The 23,871-nt window shown below is 60.7% G+C and carries 21 protein-coding genes and 1 tRNA gene; 8 read left to right on the plus strand and 14 right to left on the minus strand.

Annotated features, from left to right (window positions below):
- Positions 1–5 precede the first annotated feature (5 nt).
- Positions 6–731 carry a spermidine synthase gene (locus tag AB8A23_RS23005; protein ID WP_439058117.1) on the minus strand — a complete coding sequence of 242 codons (726 nt, stop codon included), beginning with the start codon at positions 729–731 and terminating at the stop codon, positions 6–8.
- A 188-nt stretch (positions 732–919) separates the two neighbouring features.
- Between AB8A23_RS23005 and AB8A23_RS23010 the strand changes: the two genes are divergently transcribed.
- Positions 920–1,117: a response regulator gene (locus AB8A23_RS23010; protein WP_439058116.1), complete on the plus strand. Its 198-nt coding sequence runs from the start codon at positions 920–922 to the stop codon at positions 1,115–1,117.
- On the opposite strand, the gene AB8A23_RS23015 is transcribed toward AB8A23_RS23010, so the two are convergent.
- The 3 genes from AB8A23_RS23015 to AB8A23_RS23025 form a co-directional block, all read right to left on the minus strand.
- On the minus strand, positions 1,093–1,419 hold the full coding sequence (locus AB8A23_RS23015; RefSeq protein WP_068730616.1) for a pilus assembly protein PilZ: 327 nt from the start codon (positions 1,417–1,419) through the stop codon (positions 1,093–1,095). The two genes, AB8A23_RS23010 and AB8A23_RS23015, sit on opposite strands and share 25 nt — an antisense overlap.
- 8 nt (positions 1,420–1,427) lie before the next feature.
- Positions 1,428–2,309, minus strand: coding sequence for a CheR family methyltransferase (locus AB8A23_RS23020; protein WP_439058115.1), 882 nt, complete (start codon positions 2,307–2,309; stop codon positions 1,428–1,430).
- Between the two features lie 305 nt (positions 2,310–2,614).
- Entirely contained in the window at positions 2,615–4,306 is a 1,692-nt protein-coding gene (locus AB8A23_RS23025) for a methyl-accepting chemotaxis protein (protein ID WP_439058114.1), read from the minus strand.
- 1,203 nt (positions 4,307–5,509) lie between these two features.
- Here AB8A23_RS23025 and AB8A23_RS23030 point away from each other — a divergent pair.
- The 5 genes from AB8A23_RS23030 to AB8A23_RS23050 are packed head-to-tail and all read left to right on the plus strand — an operon-like array spanning position 5,510 to position 11,562.
- Complete coding sequence (locus tag AB8A23_RS23030; protein ID WP_175367357.1) at positions 5,510–6,649, plus strand: thioesterase domain-containing protein; 1,140 nt, start codon at positions 5,510–5,512, stop codon at positions 6,647–6,649.
- On the plus strand, positions 6,646–7,653 hold the full coding sequence (gene nadE, locus AB8A23_RS23035) for an NAD(+) synthase (protein WP_439058113.1): 1,008 nt from the start codon (positions 6,646–6,648) through the stop codon (positions 7,651–7,653). Before AB8A23_RS23030 ends, nadE begins: the two co-directional genes overlap by 4 nt.
- Positions 7,654–7,658: 5 nt before the next feature.
- Entirely contained in the window at positions 7,659–9,689 is a 2,031-nt protein-coding gene (gene asnB / locus AB8A23_RS23040; RefSeq protein WP_439058112.1) for an asparagine synthase (glutamine-hydrolyzing), read from the plus strand.
- A complete protein-coding gene (locus AB8A23_RS23045) occupies positions 9,689–11,257 on the plus strand; it encodes a class I adenylate-forming enzyme family protein (RefSeq protein WP_439058111.1) in 1,569 nt (522 codons plus the stop codon). Before asnB ends, AB8A23_RS23045 begins: the two co-directional genes overlap by 1 nt.
- A gap of 38 nt (positions 11,258–11,295) precedes the next feature.
- Complete coding sequence (locus AB8A23_RS23050; RefSeq protein WP_089267182.1) at positions 11,296–11,562, plus strand: acyl carrier protein; 267 nt, start codon at positions 11,296–11,298, stop codon at positions 11,560–11,562.
- Between the two features lie 48 nt (positions 11,563–11,610).
- On the opposite strand, the gene AB8A23_RS23055 is transcribed toward AB8A23_RS23050, so the two are convergent.
- Positions 11,611–12,306, minus strand: a complete 696-nt coding sequence (locus tag AB8A23_RS23055; RefSeq protein ID WP_089267325.1) for a N5-glutamine methyltransferase family protein — start codon at positions 12,304–12,306, stop codon at positions 11,611–11,613.
- A 394-nt stretch (positions 12,307–12,700) separates the two neighbouring features.
- Between AB8A23_RS23055 and AB8A23_RS23060 the strand changes: the two genes are divergently transcribed.
- Positions 12,701–13,501, plus strand: a complete 801-nt coding sequence (locus AB8A23_RS23060) for a YdcF family protein (protein ID WP_175367360.1) — start codon at positions 12,701–12,703, stop codon at positions 13,499–13,501.
- Positions 13,502–13,688: 187 nt separating this feature from the next.
- On the opposite strand, the gene AB8A23_RS23065 is transcribed toward AB8A23_RS23060, so the two are convergent.
- The 9 genes from AB8A23_RS23065 to AB8A23_RS23105 all read right to left on the minus strand — a co-directional run bounded on the left by AB8A23_RS23065 (position 13,689) and on the right by AB8A23_RS23105 (position 21,799).
- Positions 13,689–13,762, minus strand: a tRNA-Gln gene (locus AB8A23_RS23065).
- 187 nt (positions 13,763–13,949) lie between these two features.
- The gene (locus AB8A23_RS23070) at positions 13,950–15,371 is read right to left on the minus strand and encodes a purine-cytosine permease family protein (RefSeq protein WP_175367361.1); all 1,422 of its coding nucleotides are present in this window, start codon (positions 15,369–15,371) and stop codon (positions 13,950–13,952) included.
- 72 nt (positions 15,372–15,443) lie between these two features.
- Positions 15,444–16,403: a catechol 2,3-dioxygenase gene (locus AB8A23_RS23075; protein WP_068730601.1), complete on the minus strand. Its 960-nt coding sequence runs from the start codon at positions 16,401–16,403 to the stop codon at positions 15,444–15,446.
- A gap of 152 nt (positions 16,404–16,555) precedes the next feature.
- Positions 16,556–17,404: an ABC transporter substrate-binding protein gene (locus tag AB8A23_RS23080; RefSeq protein WP_439058110.1), complete on the minus strand. Its 849-nt coding sequence runs from the start codon at positions 17,402–17,404 to the stop codon at positions 16,556–16,558.
- A gap of 17 nt (positions 17,405–17,421) precedes the next feature.
- Entirely contained in the window at positions 17,422–18,114 is a 693-nt protein-coding gene (locus AB8A23_RS23085; protein WP_439058109.1) for a 4-carboxy-4-hydroxy-2-oxoadipate aldolase/oxaloacetate decarboxylase, read from the minus strand.
- On the minus strand, positions 18,111–18,833 hold the full coding sequence (locus AB8A23_RS23090) for a PIG-L deacetylase family protein (RefSeq protein ID WP_089267177.1): 723 nt from the start codon (positions 18,831–18,833) through the stop codon (positions 18,111–18,113). Before AB8A23_RS23090 ends, AB8A23_RS23085 begins: the two co-directional genes overlap by 4 nt.
- Before the next feature lie 16 nt (positions 18,834–18,849).
- Positions 18,850–19,719 (minus strand): amidohydrolase family protein, encoded by an 870-nt coding sequence (locus tag AB8A23_RS23095; protein WP_439058108.1) that lies wholly within the window; start codon positions 19,717–19,719, stop codon positions 18,850–18,852.
- Positions 19,716–20,720, minus strand: a complete 1,005-nt coding sequence (locus AB8A23_RS23100; RefSeq protein ID WP_439058107.1) for a Bug family tripartite tricarboxylate transporter substrate binding protein — start codon at positions 20,718–20,720, stop codon at positions 19,716–19,718. Before AB8A23_RS23100 ends, AB8A23_RS23095 begins: the two co-directional genes overlap by 4 nt.
- 182 nt (positions 20,721–20,902) lie before the next feature.
- Complete coding sequence (locus tag AB8A23_RS23105; protein ID WP_116660335.1) at positions 20,903–21,799, minus strand: LysR family transcriptional regulator; 897 nt, start codon at positions 21,797–21,799, stop codon at positions 20,903–20,905.
- A gap of 304 nt (positions 21,800–22,103) precedes the next feature.
- Between AB8A23_RS23105 and AB8A23_RS23110 the strand changes: the two genes are divergently transcribed.
- The gene (locus AB8A23_RS23110; RefSeq protein WP_439058106.1) at positions 22,104–23,864 is read left to right on the plus strand and encodes an ATP-binding protein; all 1,761 of its coding nucleotides are present in this window, start codon (positions 22,104–22,106) and stop codon (positions 23,862–23,864) included.
- The last annotated feature ends 7 nt before the right edge of the window (positions 23,865–23,871 follow it).

The raw sequence follows: 23,871 nt of genomic DNA on the forward strand, positions 1-23,871 counted from the left end.
GCGCGCTATACAGCTTCTTCGATCCTGGTGCCGACATAGACGGTGTTGGACACTTCCTCGTCTGCGTTCAGATTGTCGAAGGCCACGACATGCGCGGTGACGGCGCCAAAGACACTCTCCATCACGGCCGTGAATGCAGCTTCTGGTGGGTCGTTCGACCACAGCGCAAACACGCCGCGGGGCTTGAGATGCTCCGACAGACGCTGCAGCCCGGCCGCCGTATAGAGCACGGCATGGCTCGGATGCAGCAGGTTGTCCGGCGCATGGTCGATATCGACCAGTATCGCATCGAAGCGACGACCGGGTTCGTCGGGATCGAGATGACCACCCGTCGAGGTCGCCATCTTGAAGAAATCGCCATGGACGAGACGGCAGCGCCCGTCCGCCGACAATTCGCGGCCGATCGGGATCAGGCCGGCCTGATGCCATTCGATCACTTCGGGCAGTGCATCAATGACGACCAGCGAACCGACCTTCTCATGCGCGAGAACTGCCTGCGCAGTGTAGCCCAGACCGAGACCCCCAACGACGACATCCAGCCCGCTGCCGATTAGTGATGCCAAGCCAATATCCGCCAGCGCGATCTCGGCAGCCGTGAATGCGCTCGACATCAGAAATTCGTCGCCGAGCTTGATCTCAAAGATATCGATGTCCGTGCCCGGCTTCCGCCGACGTCGCAGGGTCAGGACACCCATCGGCGTCGGGCGATAATCCAGTTCTTCGAACATCATGCTCATATCCGACCATGTACATGGCACGTGCGATGCGGCAACAACGAAATGCCCCAAGTGTGCAAATCTGGACAGACACCTCCGGCGAAATGACTAAACACTTGGCGTCGTCGGCGATTCGTCGCGTCATGGTTGCGTGTTGCGTGGAGAGTGACTGCAGGCTCACTCCAGCGCGCGGGGGCGCCGCCATGAAACGCATTCTGGTCGTCGACGACGACCCACTCGTGTCCATGTCCGTTAGGCTGACACTGGAACGCGAGGGCTTCGAAACCGTCTCGGCCGATAGTGGCGAGATCGGTCTATTCGTGTTGGAAGATACAAGCTTCGATGTGATGATCATCGATATCTTGATGCCGCATGATCAGGCGTCAGCCATATCGCCGTGATCGCTCTTCGCCGGCGATTTCTTCTTGCTACCTTTGGTGTTTAGGAAGCGAATATCGATCTGCGCACCGTTCACCTTGACCAGTTCGCAGCGGCGATAGGCGAGTCCGGTCGATGACAGCAGCAGGAAGAACTCTTTCAGATTGAGGCCCTCGATGGAGGTCTCGAGTATCAACTCGGCGTCGTGACTCGACACAGCCTTCAGCACACAACTGCGCCGCCATGTGCCGTCGATGGCCATGATCCAGACATTGTAGCCGCGCCCGAAAATGACGCGCCCGTTGGTTGCAACTTCTTCTGCCATGACCGCTCCTACGCCCGCATACTGGCGGGAGACGTCTTCAGTCCGGCACCCATGTCGGGCACGATCGATGGCGACGCTTGCGCGCTCACCGGCAGATAGACACCGCGACGATTGGGGCAAACCCGATAGCGGTCGGTCAGACCGACCACGGTCTCGGCTGCGCCCAGGAACAGATAGCCGTCAGTTTCGCTGGCTTTTGCAAGCCTGCCGAAGATGTCGCTCTTGGTCGCCTGATCGAAATAAATCAGCACATTGCGGCAGAAGATGACGTCGAACTTGCCGAGATGCGCGTAGTCCTGCAGCAGGTTGAACTGCTTGAACTGAACCATCACGCGGATGTCGGCATTGAGCTGCCACGTCGTGCCGGTCTGCTTGAAGTGTTTCACCAGCAACTGGATCGGCAGGCCGCGCTGCACCTCGAACTGGGTGTAGACGCCAGTGCGTGATTTTTCGAGCACTTCTGGCGAGAGATCCGTGGCCACGATCTCGACGCGCCACCCCGTCAGCGCGGCGCCGAGTTCCTTCATGATCATGGCGAGCGAATATGGTTCCTGCCCGGTCGAGCCGGCCGCGCACCAGATCCGCAGACTGCGCTTGCCAGCGCGCGCCTTGATCAGGTCGGGAATGACCGTGTTCTGAAAATGCTCGAACGGCGTCTTGTCGCGAAAGAAGAAGGTCTCGTTGGTGGTCATGGCTTCGACCACATCCGAGATCATCGGCTCGGAACCAGCTTTCATCTTCTGAACGAGTTCGCTGATCCCGGCGACACCGGCCTTACGCGCCAGCGGCATCAATCTGCTTTCGAGCAGGTACTTCTTGTCGGCCGATAGCACCAATCCGGAACGATCTTTCAGAATCTTCTGCAAATACTCATAATCGATAGGGGTCATGGTCTCTTTCTAAGACGCAACGCCGGTCCAAATAACTTGCAGCGACGACAGTATGCCGCTGCGTGCAAAAAGCGCGTAATACACGATTGCAGCAAATGACTAAGAGATCGCCAAGACGCCGCAGGACGTTGCGCAGCGCCGAGCACAAAGTTGAGAAGCGCGACCACATAACCGTTGCACGCGGTAGCCCATAACCTGCGCAAACAGAACAGCGCACCAAGCGAATGGGTGGAAGGCGGCGTCAATTGACAATAAAAAAAGCCGGCGCTTTCGCGCCGGCTTCGCGGACTTGATATTTGTAAGCGTCAGGCTGCGCGTACAGCGTTGAGGAACTTGCTGACCTCGACCTTCAGACGCGTGCTGTCCGAGGACAGCGACTGCGCGGCGGAAAGCACTTGCGAGGATGCCGAGCCAGTCTCGCTGGCGCCACGCTGCACGTCGGTGATGTTCGACGAGACTTGCATAGTGCCTTGCGCTGCCTGCTGGACGTTGCGGGAGATTTCCTGGGTCGCAGCGCCCTGCTCTTCCACCGCCGACGCGATCGTCGACGCGATCTCGGACATCCGGCCGATGGTGTCCCCGATCTCCTTGATCGCACCAACCGATTCCTGCGTCGCCGCCTGGATGCCGGAGATCTGCGTCGAGATCTCACCGGTGGCTTTCGCCGTCTGCTCGGCCAGTGCCTTCACTTCCGATGCTACCACCGCGAAGCCACGACCGGCCTCGCCGGCACGCGCGGCTTCGATAGTTGCGTTGAGCGCCAGAAGATTGGTCTGGCCGGCGATGTTGTTGATCAGCTCGACGACGTCACCGATGCGAGCGGCCGCACTGGCAAGCGCGCTGACGCGATCGTTGGTCAGGCGTGCCTGATCGACGGCCTGATTGGCGATGCTGGCCGATTCCTGCACTTGGCGGCTGATTTCGTTCACCGACGAGGCCATCTCCTCGGTCGCCGAAGCAACCGACTGCACATTGGTCGAGGCTTCCTCTGAGGCGGCTGCCACGGTCGTAGTCAACTCTTGCGAACGTTCGGCAGTCGCGGTCAGCGTGCTGGCAGAGGCTTCCAGTTCGGTCGAAGCGGACGACACCGTCTCGACGATCTCGCCGATCATCGTTTCGAATTCGCGGGTGATGCTATCGACGCGGCGACCGCGCTCGATCTTGGCTTCTGCATCAGTTGCTGCTGCTTCGTCCGCGGCACGCTTGTCGATCAGCGCCTGCTTGAAGATCTGCAGCGCGTCTCCCATCGTGCCGATCTCGGTCTTCATGCCCTGATGCGGCACGACCGCGGTCAGATCGCCCTGGCCCAACGCCTGCATCGGCTTGACGATCGATGCGATGCCGCTGGAGACGTCCTTCACAAGATAAATACCAATACCGATGCCGAGCAACGCCGAGACGACGAGGATTGCGACAACCATCATGAAGGCAGCATCGTAATTGGCGAGGGCGTCTGCACCGGCAGTATCGGATCCCCTGAGATTGAGCTCGATGTCCTTGTTCAGAATTTCGTCAGCTTTCAGGCCGATCGGATTCACGGTCTTCGTGTTCAACGCATTGGCTTCCTGTGGCATCTTGCCGGCGCTCTTGCGCGACAGATCCATCACATCGAGCGTGCCCTTCTTGTAGCTGTCCCAGAGCTTGCTCCATTCCTCGTAGAGCGCGCGCTCTTCCGGTGAGGTGATCAGCTTCTCATACTTCGCGCGGATAGCGGTGTTGCTCGCCACCACCGTCTCGAGCGTTTTCTCATTGGCCAGCTTCTCCTCCAACGTCTCGGACAGCATGTGCTGACGGATCACGTTGCGATAGGTGATGACACCGGAGCGCAGATCGCCGAGGAAACGCACGCTTGGCAGCCAGCTGGTCTGGATATCCACCGCATTGGCGTTGATCGCCTGCATCTTGCGAACCGCGACCAGGCCCAGACCCGTCATCGCAAGCAGCAAAAATGAAAGAACAATGGTGATCTTGGCGCGAATAGACAGGCTGGCGAGCATGACGAAGGGTCCCTCGGTTTTCGACCGTTGGTCCGCAATGTGCGGGGTGTCGTGGAAATGAAGCAGTCAGCAGAAGTGCAATGGCAGAGCTACGAACACGGGGGTCGATGACTTTCTTGTTATCAAGTCCCGTTCCTGCAATTTGTAGGTATTATGTAAACCGTTGGTAAAGGTGCGACATTCTGACTGAACAAAAATGAACCGGAGCTCTCTTTTTCGATGGCCTGCAATATCAGCCAGTTAGCGACAAACATCTGAGGTTGATAGCTCCAATTTCACTACTTGTGGGCGCGCGGCGGCGTAGTGTGGCGACGACGTATGGCCTCCGGGCAAAGCAGCGAATCAGAATCGCAACTTTTGGTTCCAGCCACCGATATTGCCGACCTGAAGTTTATCCATCGCTCAGCACGAGAAACGACGCGGCGTGCGAACACGACTGAGCGTGCTGGTTGGAGAATCAGGAGCAATCTGGTCCGGATATTTTCCAGTCAGATTATAGCCGCCCAATTGCATCTCAATCCGAAGATAGTAGCTGCGCCCCGTGCCGGTTGATTTGGTAGGTCTGGGACGACATGCAGCTGGGACACCGGAACGTCCTACGGTCGCCGGGCAGACTGGCTCTAGGCTGCGCCACAATCTTGATAAGAGTGCGTGCCCCCCCCGCAACGGCGGCACAGCAACAGATTGACTGCTGGTAGTTTCGTTGCTCTCACATCGATACCTCCGCGGAGTGAAGTCATCGACTCAAGTCCGGTTGTCCTGCTCCGTTCCACAACTTTTACTATGCGGTACTCCGTTGCAGCGCTCCTGATGATCGCCCGGCAGCTTTCAGAGAGTTCCTTCGCCTCAGCTTGGAGCGGGCCGGTCAAGGTGAAGGTGCGGCCCTCAAGCACCTTTCTGAACATGTTCCGGACGACATACTGCACCCAGTCGTCATCACAGCGCTGGGCATTCATATCGAGCTGGTGTTCAGCGCAGCGCCTGGCTTGCTACTTTCCAGCAATACGGAACCAAGCCGCCTCGATGAGCAGCAATCCCGCCGTGCCAACCCGAGATGATCGCGGAAATCGATGAAGCTCAGCGGAAGCGCCGCCGCGACATAATGGCACACCGTTGTCCCATCTGTCGGCGACGTCCTTCAAACGCAGGATGTCGAAATTTCCATGCCCGGCGATAACAAGCTTTAGGCTCGGCAGGTGACCTATGGCTCGGACTTATCTCCAACCAGAAGTGGTGGAACGACCGGCCGACCCGTTCGTCAACCAGAGGCTGCGGCCCTCATGGGCGCAGGGACGCGAGCCGACGATCTATCAAATCGTGCGGGATGCCCAGTCCACGAGTTTCAACACTCCCAACATGCCTGGAACCTCGGAGGAAGCCGACGATTTATCAAGGCTGCAGCGGTGCATTCAGGAGATAGAGAGCGCCACCGGGCTGGAGCTCTCGGTCGCACACTTCGCACTCGATATGACAGCCGCGGAGATGGTCAAGGCGATTGTGTCCGGGAAGGCAACCGCCAAAGCCGTGGGCGTGCAAGCCGATCTGCGTCCCATCCTGTTCCTGTTGCCGGGGTCCCTCGGTTACGGTCCGAGCATGGCCGCTTTTGCAGCGGGGCTCGGCAAGATCGCCCGGGTCGTCCCGATCAAATACCCCGACCTGGGGAGCATCCTCGCCGGAAACAACACGGTCGCCTCTATGGCAGATGCCGCGGTGGAGCAAATCCGCCGGAGCCAACCTGTCGGACATGTTCGCCTTCTCGGCCATTCCCTTGGTGGTGTGGTGGCATTCGAAGTTGCGGCGCGGCTGCTGGAAGCACGGCGGTCCATCAAGTTCCTGGGGATTCTCGATACAGCGATTATCAACGAGGGCCGCGATTACCGGGAGACGCTCGCCCGAACGTTGCGGCGGCTCCGCGCCAATCGTGTGAACATTTCGCGGATAGCCTGCCGGGCGCTCGCAAAGGTTACGGCAGCAATCGGTGGCGAGGCCCCCCTTACCTGGATGCTTCATCGCTATGCGCGAGGGAAGTTCAACGCCACCTGCTTCCGAATTAGGCTTGAGCTGCAAGAGGTGTTGCGGTCGCGAGCTTTCTACCAATGGCTGGCGTCGCCCAGGCCGTCTTTGCCGATCGGAGCTACACTGTTTCGCTGCAACCGAGATGGAGCGCCGCAATCGCTCGGCTGGGATTGCTCACTCGCAAGCCTGGACGTGATCCCCGTCGCAGGCACGCATATCGAGCTCGTCGTCGAGCCCTACCTCGCCACCAACCTCCCCTTGGTCGAGAGTGCGGTCGTGCAAACCTACACGCCGGCTGAATTTTGCAAGCGGAAAGCGCTGTCATGACCCTTGCTGCGCACATTCCGGCTGCGCGGGAGTTTGGCAACAACGTATTGGCGCTCGATCCCGCTGCCGAAGTCGAGAGGATTGTCCAGACGTTACGCCAACAAGTCTTGGGCGTGTTGGGGCGCCGCGGCGCCGTCGTTGGTCTTTCCGGCGGCATCGACAGCTCCGTCGTCGCGGCGTTGTGCGTGCGTGCATTCGGCAACGACAAGGTCTTGGGCATCTTCATGCCCGAGCACCATTCTTCGGACGACTCGCTGAGGCTCGGCCGCAGTTGGGCGGCGCAGCTTGGCATCGATACTGTGTTGGAAGACATATCGCCCGCCCTCGAGGGGCTCGGCGCCTATCGCCGGCAGATCGAAGCAATCCGGACCGTTGTTCCCGAATATGACGACGGCTGGAAATGCAAGCTGGTGCTACCGTCGGTTTTCGCGAGCAACGGATTGAATATCACCCGTCTCACGGTTCAGAGCCGCGACGGCAGCACCCGCACCGTTCGTCTTTCGTCAAACGCCTATCTCCAGATCGTCGCCGCGACCAATTTCAAGCAGCGCGTCCGCAAGATGACGGAGTATTACCACGCCGACCGCCTCCGATATGCGGTCGCCGGCACACCGAACCGTCTCGAGCACGACCTGGGCTTTTTCGTCAAGCAGGGCGACGGAATTGCTGACGTCATGCCGATCGCCCATCTCTACAAGACACAGGTCTATCAGCTCGCGGAATATCTCGAGGTCGAGGAGGAGATTCAGCGCAGGCCACCGACCACGGATACGTTCTCGATGCCGCAGAGCCAGGAGGAGTTCTATTTTGCGCTGCCTTATCACCAGATGGATCTGTGCCTTTACGCGGTGAATCACGGGATTCCGTCAGACGAAGTCGCAGAGGCCATCGGACTGACAGCAGCCCAGGTCGATTTGGTATTCAGGGATATTGACGCCAAGCGTCGCGTCACGCGCTACCTCCACGCACGACCCCTGCTCGTCGCTCAAGTATTCGAGGACTGACCTGCATGTGCGGTATCGCGGGCATAGTGTCAGTAACCGCCGCCGCAGGGCCCCCCTCCCGCGAAGCCTTGATGCGCATGCTCGGCGCGCTGGCCCATCGCGGCCCGGACGAGCGCGGCCTATACCGGGACGAACGCGCGGGATTGGCACATGCCCGCCTGTCCATCATCGATATTTCGAGCGGTCAACAGCCTCTCGCGGACGCGAGCGGCACGACGTGGATCGTCTTCAACGGCGAAATCTTCAACTACGTTGAGTTGCGTGAGAAGCTGATCAGGCTTGGCTACAGGTTCCGAACCCGCAGCGACACGGAGGTCATCGTTAACGCCTATCGGGCCTGGGGCGAGGACGCCTTCGAGCGGATGACCGGTCAGTGGGCGCTCGCGATCTGGGACTCCGTAGCCCGTCGTCTGGTGCTGGCGCGCGATCGCACCGGCATTTGCCCTTTGCATTTCTGCGAGCGCGAAGGTCGACTGTATTTCGCCAGCGAAGTGAAGGCCATCTTCGCGGCGGATGCAGCGATTCCCCGCACCTTCGATCCAGTCGGCATCGATCAGACATTCACTCTCTGGACCGTTGTGCCGCCGCAGAGCGTGTTTCAAGGGATCAAGGAGCTGGTCCCGGGACATTTCCGCATTTATGAAAATGGCGACGTTCGCGAGAAAGCGTTCTGGAAGCCGCGATATCCCCAATTGTCCAGTTCGCCCGACGGCCAGTTTGCTGGTTCACTCGACGATGCCGTGGAGCAAGTGCGCAGCGCGTTGGAATCCGCGACGTCGCTTCGAATGGTGCGCTCCGACGTAAGCGTCGGCAGCTATTTGTCCGGCGGGCTCGACAGTTCGCTTATTGCGGCGATGGGATGCCACTTTGCCGGCGAACGCTTCCAGACTTTCTCACTGCGTTTTGCTGACGCCGAATATGATGAGACCGAGTTCCAGCGATTGGTCGCCCGTGTCACCGGGAGTGAGCACCATGAAGTAGTGGTTTCGCGCAGTGACATCGCCGAGATTTTTCCGCAGGTCATCTACCACACCGAGCGTCCGATCTTGAGAACCGCGCCAGCGCCGTTGTTCCTGCTGTCGCGTCTGGTGCGCGCCTGCGGCGTCAAGGTTGTGCTGTCCGGCGAAGGCGCCGACGAAATGTTTGCCGGCTACGATCTCTTTCGCGAAGGCAAGGTCCGCCGTTTCTGGGGCCGGCAACCCGCTTCGACACGCCGCGCGCGGCTGCTTGAGCGTCTCTACCCTTATCTCACACGCTCGCCGGTACGGCAGCAGGCAATGGCCCGGCAGTTTTTTGGGCGCAATCTGTCGGAGCACGCCGCGCCGGGCTTCGCGCATGACACCCGCTGGCGAACGACCAGCGGCATCAAACGACTGTTCTCCAGCGACATGAGCGCGGAGTCGGCGAGACACGATGCGGTTTCCGAGTTGATCGCCGGTCTACCTCCGGAATTCACGCAATGGAGCTCCCTTGCGCAGGATGAATATCTTGAAATCCAAACACTGCTGTCGGGATATCTCCTATCCTCTCAGGGCGATCGAATGCTCATGGCTCATTCGGTTGAAGGTCGCTTTCCTTTCCTTGACGAGGACGTGGTCGCGCTGGCGAATTCGCTGCCGCCCGCCTACAAGCTCCGCGTCCTTGACGAGAAGCACGTTCTGAAGCGCGTCGCAGAGCCGATCGTGCCGTCGGAGATCATCGCCCGCAAGAAGCAGCCATTCCGCGCGCCCGACGCTCTATGTTTCGTTGGCCGCGATACGCCCGCCTATATCGACGACGCGCTTTCGGAGGCGGCTATTCGCGAAGCAAACGTCTTCGATCCTGACGCGGTCGCGCGCCTGCGGACCAAGTGCCGGACACAGGCCGCAACCGGCAACGGCGATCTCTCGAACTCCGACAACATGGCGATGGTCGGCGTGCTATCGACCCAGCTCCTGCACCAACAATTCGTCGCGAGCCGTCCTGGTGGGCGCCTCGCTCTGGAGCTGACTGTCGATGTCGATCGCGAGCACCGGGTTGAGGGGGCCCTGTCCTGATGCATGGTCCTGTACCGCTCCTGCACGATTACCTCATCCACTCCGCCCGTCATCTCGGTGAAAAGGTGGCGCTGGTGTGTGGCAAGCATCGCGTCAGCTATGGTGAGATCGAGGCACGCTCCAACGCAATCGCGAATTATCTGGTCGCAAGCGGCGTCGAACGTGGCGATCGGGTGATTATCTTCGCCGACAACACTGTCGAGACCGTCGTCAGTTTCTGGGCCGTGCTGAAGGCGAATGCCGTGGTGTGCATCGTCAATCCGCTCACCAAGCGCGACAAGCTTGGCTACCTGCTCAATGATTGCCAGCCGTCGGCGCTTATCACAGACAAACATCTCCTCACGATATTCAAGGAGCCTGCGCAGGCATGCCCGTCATTGCGACGGGTAATCGTTTCCGGGCCCATCGACGATGCCGAGCTGACGGGGCTGCCCCATGCGGTACGCTGGGACGAGGCAGGCGCCGCCAGCCACGACCTAGCTCCGGCGCGCCGCTGCATCGATATCGATCTCGCGGCCATCGTGTACACCTCCGGATCGACGGGCGATCCCAAGGGCGTGATGCTGACGCACCGGAACATGCTGTCCGCGTGCACGTCGATCGCATCATATCTCGCGCTACGCGAAGACGAGGTCATTTTGAATGTCCTGCCACTCGCCTTCGATTACGGCCTGTATCAGATGATCATGGCGTTTCGCACGGGCGCGCGACTGGTCCTCGAACGGTCGTTCGCTTTTCCGGCACAGATTCTCGGGCTTATCGCCGACGAACGGGTGACCGGCCTGCCCGGCGTGCCGACGATCTTCTCAACGCTATCGGGGCTCAAGTCGATCAAGGAGCACGATCTCTCGAGTATCCGCTATGTCACGAACACCGGAGCTGCACTGCCGATGAAGCACATTCGTCTGCTGCAGGATCTATTCCCGGATGCCCGCATTTATTCCATGTACGGCCTCACTGAATGCAAGCGCTGCACCTTTCTGCCCCCGGAGGATATCGATCGAAAGCCGCTCAGCGTCGGGATCGCCATCCCGAATACCGAGATGTGGATTGTCGACGAGCGCGACAGACGCGTGGGCCCCGACGTGGTCGGTCAGCTTGTCATTCGCGGCGCGACGGTGATGCGAGGCTATTGGGGCAAGCCAGAGGCCACGGCCAGGAAACTCAAGGCCGGTCCGCTGCCAGGCGAGCAGGTACTGTACACCGGTGACTACTGCCGGATGGACGCGGAAGGCTACCTCTACTTCGTTGGCCGCAGCGACGAGATCATAAAGTCCCGAGGCGAGAAGATCGCTCCCAAGGAAGTGGAGAACGTGCTGATGGATATTCCGGGCGTGAGGGAAGCCGCGGTGATTGGCGTTCCCGACGAGCTCCTCGGGCAGGCGGTTAAAGCGTTTGTCGTTATCGAACAGGGAACAACACTGAGCGAGAAGCAGATTCAGAAAGAGTGCCAGCGACGCCTCGAAAGCTTCATGGTGCCGAAGTGTATTGTGATCGTGCCCAGCCTGCCGCGAACGAATACAGCAAAACTCAACAAGAGAGCACTGCAGGCGTCGATTTCCGAATGATCCGAGCGTGACTTTTCTTTACGCATTGGAGTTGAAACATGTTGCTAGTCAGGGAACCACTCGAGACCTATCGAAGGCAAGTTCGCGATTTCTTGCTGTCGAACTTCTACATTGCTGAAGCCAACTCGCTTGAGGTCGACACATCGCTGCTCGATCAAGGCATCATCGACTCGACGGGAGTGCTCGAGGTCATCGGGTTCATCGAGGAGACCTTCGGCATCACGGTCGAAGATAGCGAGCTCTTGCCTGAGAACCTGGATTCCATCGAGGGAATTTCACGCTTCGTCATGAGCAAGAAGAGCTGATGCTTGTCTGCAGCGTCCAAACCGCGTCACGAACGCCACCGTAGCGGTTCAGGTTGTTGCGCCTTTGCGGTATCCCATAACGACGCGGCCTTCGCCCGTTTCATTCGTCACCACGCTGATGCTCTCGTAGCTCTTGTTGCGCTCAAGAAGGGTTGTCACCTGCCGCTCCTGACCGGCGCCGACCTCGAACAGGAGGATGCCGCCCGGCCGCAAATATCGGACTGCGTCCTTCGTAACCCGCATATGGATGCTAAGTCCGTAAGGACCGGCTGCGAATGCCTCACGTGGTTCGAGTTCGAGCAAGGGGGCCCGGTCGCCTCTGAGCCGCGTTTCCGAAATATAGGGTGGGTTGCAGACGATCAGGTCGATGGTCCCATCCAGCGACAGACCTGAAAAAGCGTCGAACAGATCGCCCTGAAACACCGACATGCGTTGCGTGAGTCCGTGATAGGCGACATTGCGACGTGCGACAGTGACACATCCATCGGTTAGATCGCTCGCCCAGACGCTTGCGTCGGGGGTCTGGAGCGCGATGGCGCATGCCAGATTGCCTGCGCCACAGCACATGTCGATCACCCGCGGCTCCGCCACGTTTAACTGACGCAGAGCATCGACAGCGCTCGCGCAAAGCAATTCGGTTTCCGGCCGGGGGACGAGCGCACCGGGCGCGACCAGCAGCTCTATTCCCATAAACAGAGTACGTCCCTCATCGTAAGCTTTGGCGACGTTGATCACTTCGCTCATTGCGGTCACCCTGCCTGGACGTTGCGCGACAACTGTTGCATGCGGCGTGATCATGCACCGGACAGAACCATGCCCTGTCCATGTGGCAATGGCGGTAGTCACAATGAGGTAGATGGGCCGATAGCGGCAATGCAGTTGTTTTCGGCAGCGCTCCTTACGCATTTTGGCGATGCGGCAACCCACCGGCTGCATGGTCATCCGACGACGCAGACCTCGCTCTGACTTCGGCCACTTCGAGGCTGCGTGGTATTTGCCTGTCCCGCTTTTCAAGTTCTCATGAACGGGGCCGCGGCGATCCGGCACCCTGTCCGGCGAGCTAACGATTCGTGACGATGGCTTCGTTGGCCGTTTGCTGCTATGGCGTTCTTGGTATCAACGAGGCTGAGGCCTTACGTTGTTTTTTATATTGTCCAAGACTCTTGGCAACGCACTTGCGCCGGTCAATTTCCTGGTCGGCCTCGGTGTGCTCGGCGCGGTTCTTTCGGCAACACGGCTTTCTTCGCTTGGCCGCGGGCTTATGATCACAGCCGCCGTGCTGCTTGCGGTCGCCGCGTTTTCACCGGCTGGAAGATTGCTGCTCTATCCGCTTGAATCGCGCTTCCCGCCCTGGGATCCGGGACAGCGTGCGCCTGACGGCATCATCGTGCTCGGCGGCTCGATCGACGCCGATGTTTCGCTTGCGCGTGACACGCCGGTCGTCCGTCGCTCGCCCGACCGCATCATCGCAGCCGCAGCGCTGGCGCGACAGTATCCGAACGCACGCGTGGTGTTCACCGGCGGCAGTCCGAGACTGGTATCGGATGCCAGGGAGGCCGATTACGCCGCCGCGCTCTTCGAAAGCCTTGGAGTCGACAAATCGCGATTGATCATGGAGCGGCAATCGCGCAACACGCATGAGAACGCCGAGTTCACCAAGGCGCTCGTGGCGCCGAAGCCGGGCGAGCGCTGGGTTCTGGTGACATCAGCGTTCCATATGCCGCGATCGATTGGCCTGTTTCGCAAAGCCGGATTTCCGGTCGAGGCTTATCCAGTCGACTGGTGGGTCGGCGGTCGGCGCGCCGCACTTTCCTTCACCACCCTCGCCCTTGACGGGCTGTCGCGGACCGACATTGCGGTGCGCGAATGGTTCGGGCTCATTGCCTATCGAGTCACGGGGCGGATCGATGACTTGCTGCCGGGGCCCGATGCACATTGATTCTCCGGGCCCGAGATAAGGCAAGCGCCGCGGGCCGTCGGAAGCCAAAAGCCATGTATGGCCACGCCGCCGCAGGTACCGACCGGACGCCATTCGAGCCTCGTGTGGGCCATTGTTGTGGACCACCGGATTTTCTCGAAACGGCTGCGGGTTAGAAGTCTTTGATCTGCGAAGGGAAATTCGAGTGTGGCTGGGGAACTAGGATTCGAACCTAGACAAACAGAGTCAGAGTCTGTTGTGCTACCGTTACACCATTCCCCAAACGATTCAGAGACTTACAGGAAAATCCAGTCTGGAATCGGTCGGAACAGAGATGCTCATCTCGTTCGGGCGCGTTCTAGCCCGTCCGCCGGACAAAGCGCAAGGCCTCTGGACGGAAATGACAGCTCATTGACACCACTGGCAATGGACAGGCCACACAAGGCGCGGCCTGCCCGGTCGCCTCGCCCTATTCGCCCGGTCCACCGACCGGGATGGCCATCGGCTCCGGCGCCAGACGCCTGCTGAGCGCCAGATAGACGCCGCCGCCTACAACGATGCCCGCCAGCCAGCTCAGATCCGCGCCGCCGAGAAGGTTGATCGAGATCGGCCCCTGCAACGCAGGCACCAGGCCATCCTGGAACAGCCAGGTGGCGATCAGGCCGGCGAAGAACGCGATCATGCCGCTCCAGTTGATATCGCCATAGATGCTGGTCTCCGGCGACTTGTAGAGTTCGGCGATGTCGATCTGGCTCTTCCGCCTGACGAAGAAGTCGGCCAACACCACCCCGGCATAGGGGCTCATCCACATCAGCAGGCTGATCAGCCAGTTGTCGAAGGCCTTCGCAAAGGACGGCGCGAAGATGAAATACACCGTCACCGCATAGCCGGCGACGCCGACGATCAGCGCCAGCATCGTCCGCGAGAAGCGGACGCCCATGCTCAGCGCCGCGAGCGCCGACGAATAGACGTTGAGGATATTGGTGGCGATCGGCCCGTGCAGCACCAGCAGCAGCACGAGAATGCTAGCGACGCCGCCGAACACCGCCGAGACCATCTTGGCGGGATCGGTGTCGAGCGTCACCGACGCGATGGTGGCACCGAGAATAGCCAGCCACACCGACGGCACGAACATGCCGACATAGCTGTACCAGAACACGGCCTTTGACGAGGTCGAGCGCGGCACGAAGCGCGAATAGTCCGACGCCCAGGTCACCCACGAAATGCCCCAACCGACGCCAACGGCGGTCATCAGCAGCGACAGCATCGCCAGATGCGGCCCCGGCGGCAGCGACGTGGTGTGATTCCAGTTGACGACCCCGGGCTGGCTCCAGGCCAGCACGCTCATCAGCACCATTATCACCACTGTGACCGGCACGGTGTATTTCTCGAAGGTGCGGATCGCATAGAAACCATAGGTGCCGATCACCACCTGCGTGACCATCACGATGGTGATCACAACGAGATTGGCGAACCAGCTATCCGCGATGCCGAACTGGCCGAGAATGGCCATCGAGATCTTGACCGGGAAATAGGTGTTCACGCCGATCCAGCCGAGCGTCATCAGGAACATCAACAGGCTCGGCAAATAGGCGCCGCGGCGCCCGAAGGCCGACCGCGCGAGTACCATCTGGTTGACGCCGGTCTTGTGGCCCATGACCGTGAAGGCGGCGAAGATCGCGGAGCCCGCCGCATTGCCGATGACGATGACCGCGATGGTTTCCCACAGACCGAGCTTGAGAATGATACCAAGCGCGCCGAGCGCCCAGTTCACGGGCGCAATATTGGCGCCGGCCCAGATCCACATTTGCTGCGGCCCGGTGGAATCCCGGTCGGCATCAGGGATCGGTTCGATACTGTGGATGTCTGCCCGCAACTCAGAGTTAGTCATGCTCGCCCCCACGTCAGAAACAACCTGAGGTCAACAAAGCAAGACGCGTACCAATCCCGGCAGCGCGGCTTGCTACTTGTGGGGCACCGGCGGCGTGCCGTGGGTGTGGAATGACTCGATGGTCTTGAGGCCCCAGGCTTGGCCCTTCTTGCGCTCCTCCTCGGTCCAGACGATGGGCTTCCAGTCCGGCGCCAGGATCAGCCGTGCGCCGGCATTGGCGACTTCGACGCGGTTGCCGCCGGGCTCGTAGACATAGAGGAAGAAGGTCTGCTGGATCGCGTGCTTGTGCGGACCAGTCTCGATGAACACGCCGTTTTCCAGAAAGATATCAGCCGCGCGCAGAATGTCTTCGCGGCTGTCCAGCGCGTAGGTGACATGGTGGAAGCGTCCCTTGGTGCCGGAGTGATCGCGCGAATAGGCGAAGTCGTAGCTCTTGTTCGACATGGTCATCCACATCGCCGCTTCCGTGCCGTCATTGAGCACGATCTGCTCGGTCAGCCGGAGCCCCATATAGTGCTCGAAAAACTCGCGATTGGCCTTGATGTCCACCGCGAGGCAGTTGAGGTGATCGAGCCGCCGCACATTGATGCCCCGCGCCGGATAGCGCTGCGCCTGATTTTTAAGCGCCGGCTTGAGTTCCGGCGGCGCCTCGTACCATTCGGTCTCGTAATAGAGTTCGACGATGTGCCCGTCGGGATCGCGGCAGCGAAATGCCGGCCCGTGCCCGAGATCGCCGTCGGTCCAGCCGATATCGTAGCCGGAGCCTTTCAGCGCCGCCACGCGGCGCTCCAGCGCCTGCGGGCTGCGTGCGCGCAGCGCCATATGCTCCATACCCGACGTGTTCGACGCCGTCAGCTTCAGCGAATAGCGCTCATAGTCGTCCCAGCCACGCAGATAGACCGACTCGCCCTGCCGGCCCGACACGGTCATGCCCATGACGTCGACGAAGAATTTCAGGCTCTCGTCCGGCTTCGGCGTCAGCAATTCGAGATGGCCGAGATGGGCGAGATCGAAAATGGGTTCGGGAGTCATTGGTTGTTTCCTCCAGTATTCTAGTCGAGCTTACTCGATCCCCTCATGGTGAGGAGCGCGTCTTCGCGCGTCTCGAACCATGAGGAATTGGGCGCTCATCCTTCGAGACGCGGTCGAAGACGACCGCTCCTCAGGATGAGGGCGACGGCGCGCTATCGCAACGCGCGCGTCACGTCGTCGAACAGCTCATCAACGCTGAACCTGCGCGGGATCAGCCCCTGCTGCGCAGAATAGTCTGCAATGAGAGCCAGCGAACGATTCATGGCATCCGCATCGAAAGACAGGCTCTTGCCGGCTGCCGCCGCCCTGCTCGCCTCCAGCATACGGTGGACTTCGCGCACGACGTCGGGCCGCGTATCGGACAATTGCTTGCTGACGACTACCATATGGTTGATCGGCACCACGCCATGCCTGGCCAGCCAGGCTTTCTCTGCAGCGGCCACGTCTGGGAACAACTGCGCCACCCGTGGATCGTCGCTCTTCTCGCCGAGCACGGCGTCCAGTTCGCCGTCGAACAACATCTGCATGATCGCCTTGCCGGCGGGTGCCCTGGTGGTGCTGTCGACATATTCGGCGACATGCGGATCCTCGAAGGTGATCCATTCAATCGCGTCGAGATTGACGCCGTAGTCGTTGGCGAGCATACCGCGCAGCCACGCGCCCGTCGTCGTCGTAAACGATCGAATGCCGACGCGCTTGCCTTCAAGATCCTTAGGTCCGGCAATACCAGCCCCGGGGCTGGTGACCGCAAAGCCAAATTGATGCCGCGCCATCATCACGCTTGGCAGCAGCACCATCGGCTTGTCATAGCTCCTGGCCATCAGATAGGTGACGATAGCCATTTCAGCGACGTCGAAAGCGCCGTCGCGCACCATGGGCTTGAAGCCCTTGTTGGTGGGCTTGTAGTCCGCGAAGTCCAGTTCGACGAGATCAGAGATGATCGCGCCGGATTTCAGCGCGGCCGTATGCGGGTGATCGCCGAGCAGAATACGGAGCCGCATGCCAGCCTCCTCCTCGTTCAGGCCTGATCGGGATCGTCGACGTAAATCAGGCCCGCTTTGGCGAGCGGCTCCCGCATATTGTACATGTCGAGGCCAAGAATGCCGGAAGCCAGCTTCTGCCGCTTGGCGTCTTCTTCCGCGAAACGCTTCTCGCCTTTCACCGCAACCTCAGCAGCATCTTTGCGCGGGATCACCACAACGCCGTCTTCGTCGGCGACGATGACGTCACCCGGCATCACCTGCGCGCCGGCGCAGACCACCGGCACGTTCACCGCACCGAGCGTCGCCTTGACCGTCCCCTTCGCCGAGATCGCGCGTGACCAGACCGGAAAGCCCATCTCGCGCAGGGTTTTGATGTCGCGGCAGCCGGCATCGATGACAAGACCGACGCCGCCGCGCGCTTTCAGCGAGGTCGCGAGCAGATCGCCGAACATGCCGTCGGTATTGTCCGTTGTGCAGGCCACCACCAGCATGTCGCCGGGTTTGCACTGCTCTATTGCCACATGCAGCATCCAGTTGTCACCGGGCTGCGCCAGCACCGTCACGGCGGTGCCGACGGCCTCTGCGCCGGACCACACCGGCCGCATATAGGTCTTCATCAGGCCGAAGCGGCCATAGGCCTCGTGCACCGTGGAGACGCCGAGCGCGCCGAGCCGCTGCACGACGTCGGCATCCGCGCGTTGAATATTCCTGACGACGACGGGTTTCATGCCAGTGTCTCCACGGTCATCGGGAACAGGCGCTGATAGGCCTCGCCATAGGTCATGGCCGCGCCGGTGTTGCGGCCACCCTGCATACCGCGCTGCAAGGCGACGCGCTCGTAATAGGCCCAGAGGTGCTTTTGCGCAGCGAGAATTTCGAACGTCTTGCGCTTGATGTCCCAGACCTCATCGATGTTGAGGATCACCTGCGGCTTGAAATTGCACATCTCCGGCTGATGCGGCTCGAACAGGAACACCGGTGGCGCGGAGTAGCTGTATTCCGCCTCAGGCTTATGCCCCATCGCCTGCGCGATGATGCGGGCCTCCTGCGCTGCAGCGGTCGCTGCGGGATGATCGACATTGTAGGGATCTTCGAGCGAATGCGTCAGCACGAAGCTTGGATTGAGCTCCCGATAGATATCGATCAGCCGCTCCTTGTGTGCTTCGGTCAGATGCAACGGATAGTCGCCGGCATCGAAAAATTCGATCTCGGCGCCGAGCGACGCCGCCGCACGCTCCGCTTCGTCTTTCCGTCCCGCCTTGACCTTGTCGAGCGTCATGCCCGCCTGCTTCCAGGCGAATTGCGACTCACCGCGTTCGCCGTAAGCGAGGCAGACGATCTTGACGCGGTAGCCCTTCTTGGCATGCAGCGCGATGGCGCCGCCGGCGCGCCAGACGAAATCGCCGGGATGGGCGGAGACCACGAGGCCGGTCTTGGCTTTGGACATGGTATTTTCCTGTCGCTTAGGTGTCGAATTCGAAGAGCCGCGCGGGATTGTCGACGAGGATCTTCTGCTGGATCACCGGATCGGGCGCAAATAGCGGGATCAGATCGACGAGATCGCCGTCATTCGGCATCGCCTTGACGTTGGGGTGCGGCCAGTCGGTCCCCCAGATCACGCGATCCGGCGCAGTCTCGCAGATTTTCTTCGCGAATGGCACCGCGTCGGTGAATGGCGGCCCCATCGAGGTGACGCGCTCGCAGCCGGAGACCTTCACCCAGCATTTCTCGTCGCGCTTCATCAGGTCGATCAAGGTGCGGAACGGCTGCTGATCGAGCCCGTCGGCGGCCTTGACGCGGCCCATATGGTCGATCGTGTAGCGCACCGGCAGCTTTGCCAAGAGATCAGCATAGTCGGGCAGATCGACCGCATCGAAATGCAGGTCGACATGCCAGCCCATCGGCGCGATCATGTCGATGATGCGATGAAACACTTTCATGTCCGGCGTGCCGCCGAGATGCCGTACGAAGTTGAAGCGACAGCCACGGAAGCCACCTTCATGCAGTTCGCGCAGGCCCTGCTCCGTGATCGTGCCATCGATATTGGCCACCGCGCGGTAACGCCCGCCGCTCACCGCGATGGCGTCGAGCGCCACGCGGTTATCTGTCCCATGCACGCTGGCATTGACGATGACGGCGCGGCCGATGCCGAGCTTCTTGTGCAGCGCCTGGAAGTTTTCTAGCGGCGCGTCCGGCGGAATGTAGGAACCGACATAGGGATATTTGGCGCCGGGCCCGAAAATATGCGTATGCGCATCACAGGCCAGCGGCGGCAGCTTGAACTTCGGCACCTTGGTGTGCGGATCGGGACCGGGAACGGTGGGTTTCGTCATTGTTTTGGAATTCCTGCCTTCTCGATCACGGCGGTCCACTTCGCGATATCGTCAACCAGGCGGGCCTTCAGTTCCTCGGGCGAACTGGCTTTCGCCTCGATGCCGAGGTCGAGCAGCTTCTGCTTCACATCGGACATCGCCAATACTTCGCGGAGGCCCGCATTCAACCGCGCAATCGCTTCGGGCGGCGTACCCGATGGTGCGAACAGCGCATTCCATGACACGACGTCATAACCCTTCACGCCACCCTCGATCATCGTCGGCACGTCTTTCAGGATCACCGAACGGGATTCGCCCGTGGTCCCGACTGGACGCATCTTGCCATCCTGCAGCGCGGATTTCATCCCGACATAATTGTCGATCATCACATCGATGTCTTCGCGCAACAGCCCGACAATGACCTCCGGCGTTCCGCGATAGGGCACGATCTGGAAGTTGATCCCGGCCGTGGATTTGAGCAATTCGGCCGACAGGTTCTGGGTACTGCCGACACTGATGGTGCCGACATTCAGTTTGCCGGGATTGTCGCGCGCGAACTTGATGACGTCAGCCAGCGTCTTGTGTTGCGAATTCGTATTGGTGCCGACGATGAAATCGAAGAAGCCGATGCTGGAGATCGGCGCAAAGTTCTTCACGGGATCGAATGGCAGGTTCTTGAACAGCGGCACGCTGACGGCGGTGCCGTTGCTGAGCAGCGCCAGCGTATAGCCATCCGGCTGCGACGACAGCACTGCGCGCGCCGCAACGACTCCGCCAGCGCCCGGCATGTTCTCGATCACCAGACGCTGCCCGAGATTGTCGCCGAGTTTCTCGGCCACGATGCGGATGGTGATGTCGGCAACACCGCCGGCCGCGAACGGCACGATCACGCGAATGGGCTTGGTCGGATAGCCGGACTGGGCCTGCGCCACAGGTACCGCGCTCGTGAGGAATATCGCACCGAGCGCCAAATGCGCGGCGCTCAGCAGATGCTTGAGCCTGGTCGGGAAGCGGAGCGTCATGATGGATTGAAGACGCCTGATGCGTCCACCCTTGCCGTTTTTATGTCGGTACCCATGGCCGTCACGTCATCGCGACAGGGCTATGGACCGTTCTGCTCCCGCAGTAACCAATTCCGATATATGAAACAAATGAGAAATCTGGGATAATCGTGCAGTTTCCTGCATATATCCTGCCGAGCGGATTATCCCGCAGCCTGAAAGTATTTGCGGGTCAGGTCGATCAGCGCCTGCGCCGGCTTGCTCACCGGCTGTCCGCGCTTGACGATGATGCCCACCGTGCGGCTGACGCTGGGATTACGCAGCGGAACGGCGATCAAGCCGGCAGTTCCCTGCGTCGCCACTGCGATACTGGGGACCACGGCGATGCCGAGCTTCTCGAACACCATGCCCACCGCCGTCTGCAGATGCTGCACCTCATAGCGCCAGTTCAGCTTGTCGCGGCGATGGCCGAGCGCGTCGTCGATCAGGGCCCTATTGCCGGCCTGCGGACTGATACGGATCAGCGGCATATCCTCGAGATGCGACCAGGCCACAAACTTGCGCTGCGCAAAGGCATGATCCTTCGTGCACAACAGGACGAAGCGCTCCTTGATCAGCGGGGTGACAGCCAGATCCCATATATTGGTCGCGGTGATCGTGATGCCGAACTCTGCCTGCCCGGACTGCACCAAAGTGGCAATCTCGCTGGCTGAATTGTCGTGGATCTTGATCGAAATCCCCGGATGCACCGCATTGAACTGCTTCAGCACCCGCGGCAGGTGATAGGCGGCGATGGTCGGCAGGCAGCCGAGCGCGATGTGCTCCTGCCGCTTGCGGCCCCGTGCCCGCAGCAGATCGATGGAATCGGACAACTCCCCGATCATCCGCCGCGCGGTCGGCAGCAGTTCTAGCCCGGCCGGGGTCAGTGCCACCTGCCGCGTGGTGCGGGCCAGCAGCTGAAAGCCGAGATCCTCTTCCAGTTTCTTGATCCGGTGGCTCAGCGCCGTCTGCGACAGATTGAGGTGCGCGGCCGCGCGAGAGAAGCTGCCCCGCTCCGCGATGCTCAGAAACGCCTGCAGGCCGGGAAAATCGATGCGCATGAGAGGTCCGTGCACGGCCGAAGGCGACCGCGCTGAGATAACGCGCCGACGACGACCCATGCAAGGTCAGGGCGCCAGCCTATGCCGACCTCGCGGGCTGGTTAAAACCGCGTAAAGCCAAATCGCCAGCCACAAGCGACAAGGTATCCAGTGCCGGAGTTTCCGCGTTCCAGTGCGGAGCTAATTCCGCAATGCAAGTTTGACGAGCAGAGCCCACCGATAGCCCGCGGACGCGCCTTAACAATTTGTCCAGTCCCTGACCTGCATAGTCGGCCCAACCGGGGCGTGAGACGCGAATTCATCAATGACCAGTTTAAACGCAGCGGCGTCGTTCGGGCGCATTATCTCAGTTCGCGGCTCGCTGGCCCGGGTCGGCTTGCTCGCCGTGAACCCGATGACACCCTCGGAGATGCGCGGCACCGTCGGCCGCTTCGTCAGCATCCGTTGCGCCTCCTCGACCATCATTGCCATGATCACGGAAGTGTCCGCCGAGAACATGCATGCATCTGACATGTATATCGCGAGTGCCTCGGTCGATCTGCTCGGCGAGATCATGGGGCAGGGAGACAAGGCCAAATTCCAGCGCGGCGTCACCAACTATCCCACCATCGACGACATCGTCGATCTGATCAGCAATCACGATCTGCGCACGGTCTATGCGCCGTCCGGCTCCGAGCAGATCAACGTGGGCACGCTGCAGCAGGACAAGTCGGTCGCCGCTTATGTCGACGTCGAGGAAATGCTGAGCAAGCACTTCGCGGTGCTCGGCTCCACCGGTGTCGGTAAATCCACCGGCGTGTCGCTGCTGCTCAATGAAATCCTGAAGTCGCGCCCGCATCTGCGCATCTTCCTGCTCGATGTGCATAACGAATATGGCCGCTGCTTCGGCGATAAGTCGCTGGTGCTGAACCCGCGCAATCTGAAACTGCCGTTCTGGCTGTTCAATTTCGAGGAAATCGTCGACGTGCTGTTCGCCGGCCGCCCCGGCGTGCCCGAAGAGCTCGAAATCCTCTCGGAAGTCATCCCGATCGCCAAGGGCGTCTACACGCAATACCAGAACGCCGACCGCATTGGCCTCAAGCGCATCGATCCCAAGACCATCGGCTACACCGTCGATACGCCGGTGCCTTATCGCCTGGTCGATTTGATCTCGCTGATCGACGAGCGCATGGGCAAGCTCGAGAACCGCTCGTCGCGCATCCAGTATCACAAGCTGATCTCGCGCATCGAAGCGGTGAAGAACGACCCGCGCTACGCCTTCATGTTCGACAACGCCAATGTCGGCGGCGACACCATGGCGGAAGTGATCAGCCATCTGTTCCGCCTGCCCGCCAATGGCAAGCCGATGACCATCATGCAGCTCGCCGGCTTCCCCGCGGAAGTCGTCGATAGCGTGGTGTCGGTGCTGTGCCGGATGGCATTCGATTTCGGCCTGTGGAGTGACGGCGCCTCGCCACTGCTGTTCGTCTGCGAGGAAGCGCATCGCTACGCCTCCGCCGACCGCAATATCGGCTTTGGCCCGACCCGCAAGGCAGTGTCGCGCATCGCCAAGGAAGGCCGCAAATACGGCGTCTATCTCGGCCTCGTGACGCAGCGTCCGGCAGAACTCGACGCCACGATCATTTCCCAGTGCAACACACTGTTCGCCATGCGTCTCGCCAATGAGCGCGACCAGGCGCTGCTGCGCTCCGCGGTGTCGGATGCCGCTGCCAACCTGCTGTCCTTTGTGCCGTCACTCGGCACGCGCGAAGTGCTCGCCTTCGGTGAAGGCGTCGCATTGCCGACCCGCCTTCGTTTCAAGGAAGTGCCACCGCATCAGCTGCCGCGCTCCGAAGCCACCATCGCGACGGTGCCGTCGGTGGCTGCCGGTCACGACATGCAGTTCGTCAGCGCGGTGCTGGAGCGCTGGCGCGGTGCCACCTCGCATCGCGAGGTACCGAACGATCCCGGCTTCATCGAGCGGCCCCTGGCGACGCCGAGCCGCAGCGTCGAAGCCCCGATGCTGCAACCCTCGCTCGGCCTCGATCCGGATCGCTTCTCGCTGCTCAAGAAGCCGCTACGTTAATCGCATC

It is taken from the genome of Tardiphaga sp. 619_E2_N8_4, assembly GCF_051810905.1.
In the GTDB taxonomy this organism is placed as follows: domain Bacteria; phylum Pseudomonadota; class Alphaproteobacteria; order Rhizobiales; family Xanthobacteraceae; genus Tardiphaga; species Tardiphaga robiniae.

Bases quoted from the DNA above. Each gene is read 5' to 3' on its own strand.
- AB8A23_RS23025 (WP_439058114.1), bottom strand. From the start codon at position 4,306: ATGCTCGCCAGCCTGTCTATTCGCGCCAAGATCACCATTGTTCTTTCA.
- AB8A23_RS23110 (WP_439058106.1), top strand. From the start codon at position 22,104: ATGACCAGTTTAAACGCAGCGGCGTCGTTCGGGCGCATTATCTCAGTT.
- AB8A23_RS23050 (WP_089267182.1), top strand. From the start codon at position 11,296: ATGTTGCTAGTCAGGGAACCACTCGAGACCTATCGAAGGCAAGTTCGC.
- AB8A23_RS23045 (WP_439058111.1), top strand. From the start codon at position 9,689: ATGCATGGTCCTGTACCGCTCCTGCACGATTACCTCATCCACTCCGCC.
- AB8A23_RS23095 (WP_439058108.1), bottom strand. From the start codon at position 19,719: ATGACGAAACCCACCGTTCCCGGTCCCGATCCGCACACCAAGGTGCCG.
- AB8A23_RS23020 (WP_439058115.1), bottom strand. From the start codon at position 2,309: ATGACCCCTATCGATTATGAGTATTTGCAGAAGATTCTGAAAGATCGT.
- asnB (WP_439058112.1), top strand. From the start codon at position 7,659: ATGTGCGGTATCGCGGGCATAGTGTCAGTAACCGCCGCCGCAGGGCCC.
- AB8A23_RS23075 (WP_068730601.1), bottom strand. From the start codon at position 16,403: ATGACTCCCGAACCCATTTTCGATCTCGCCCATCTCGGCCATCTCGAA.
- AB8A23_RS23015 (WP_068730616.1), bottom strand. From the start codon at position 1,419: ATGGCAGAAGAAGTTGCAACCAACGGGCGCGTCATTTTCGGGCGCGGC.
- AB8A23_RS23070 (WP_175367361.1), bottom strand. From the start codon at position 15,371: ATGACTAACTCTGAGTTGCGGGCAGACATCCACAGTATCGAACCGATC.
- AB8A23_RS23080 (WP_439058110.1), bottom strand. From the start codon at position 17,404: ATGCGGCTCCGTATTCTGCTCGGCGATCACCCGCATACGGCCGCGCTG.
- AB8A23_RS23085 (WP_439058109.1), bottom strand. From the start codon at position 18,114: ATGAAACCCGTCGTCGTCAGGAATATTCAACGCGCGGATGCCGACGTC.
- AB8A23_RS23105 (WP_116660335.1), bottom strand. From the start codon at position 21,799: ATGCGCATCGATTTTCCCGGCCTGCAGGCGTTTCTGAGCATCGCGGAG.
- AB8A23_RS23090 (WP_089267177.1), bottom strand. From the start codon at position 18,833: ATGTCCAAAGCCAAGACCGGCCTCGTGGTCTCCGCCCATCCCGGCGAT.
- nadE (WP_439058113.1), top strand. From the start codon at position 6,646: ATGACCCTTGCTGCGCACATTCCGGCTGCGCGGGAGTTTGGCAACAAC.
- AB8A23_RS23055 (WP_089267325.1), bottom strand. From the start codon at position 12,306: ATGAGCGAAGTGATCAACGTCGCCAAAGCTTACGATGAGGGACGTACT.
- AB8A23_RS23030 (WP_175367357.1), top strand. From the start codon at position 5,510: ATGGCTCGGACTTATCTCCAACCAGAAGTGGTGGAACGACCGGCCGAC.
- AB8A23_RS23010 (WP_439058116.1), top strand. From the start codon at position 920: ATGAAACGCATTCTGGTCGTCGACGACGACCCACTCGTGTCCATGTCC.
- AB8A23_RS23005 (WP_439058117.1), bottom strand. From the start codon at position 731: ATGATGTTCGAAGAACTGGATTATCGCCCGACGCCGATGGGTGTCCTG.
- AB8A23_RS23100 (WP_439058107.1), bottom strand. From the start codon at position 20,720: ATGACGCTCCGCTTCCCGACCAGGCTCAAGCATCTGCTGAGCGCCGCG.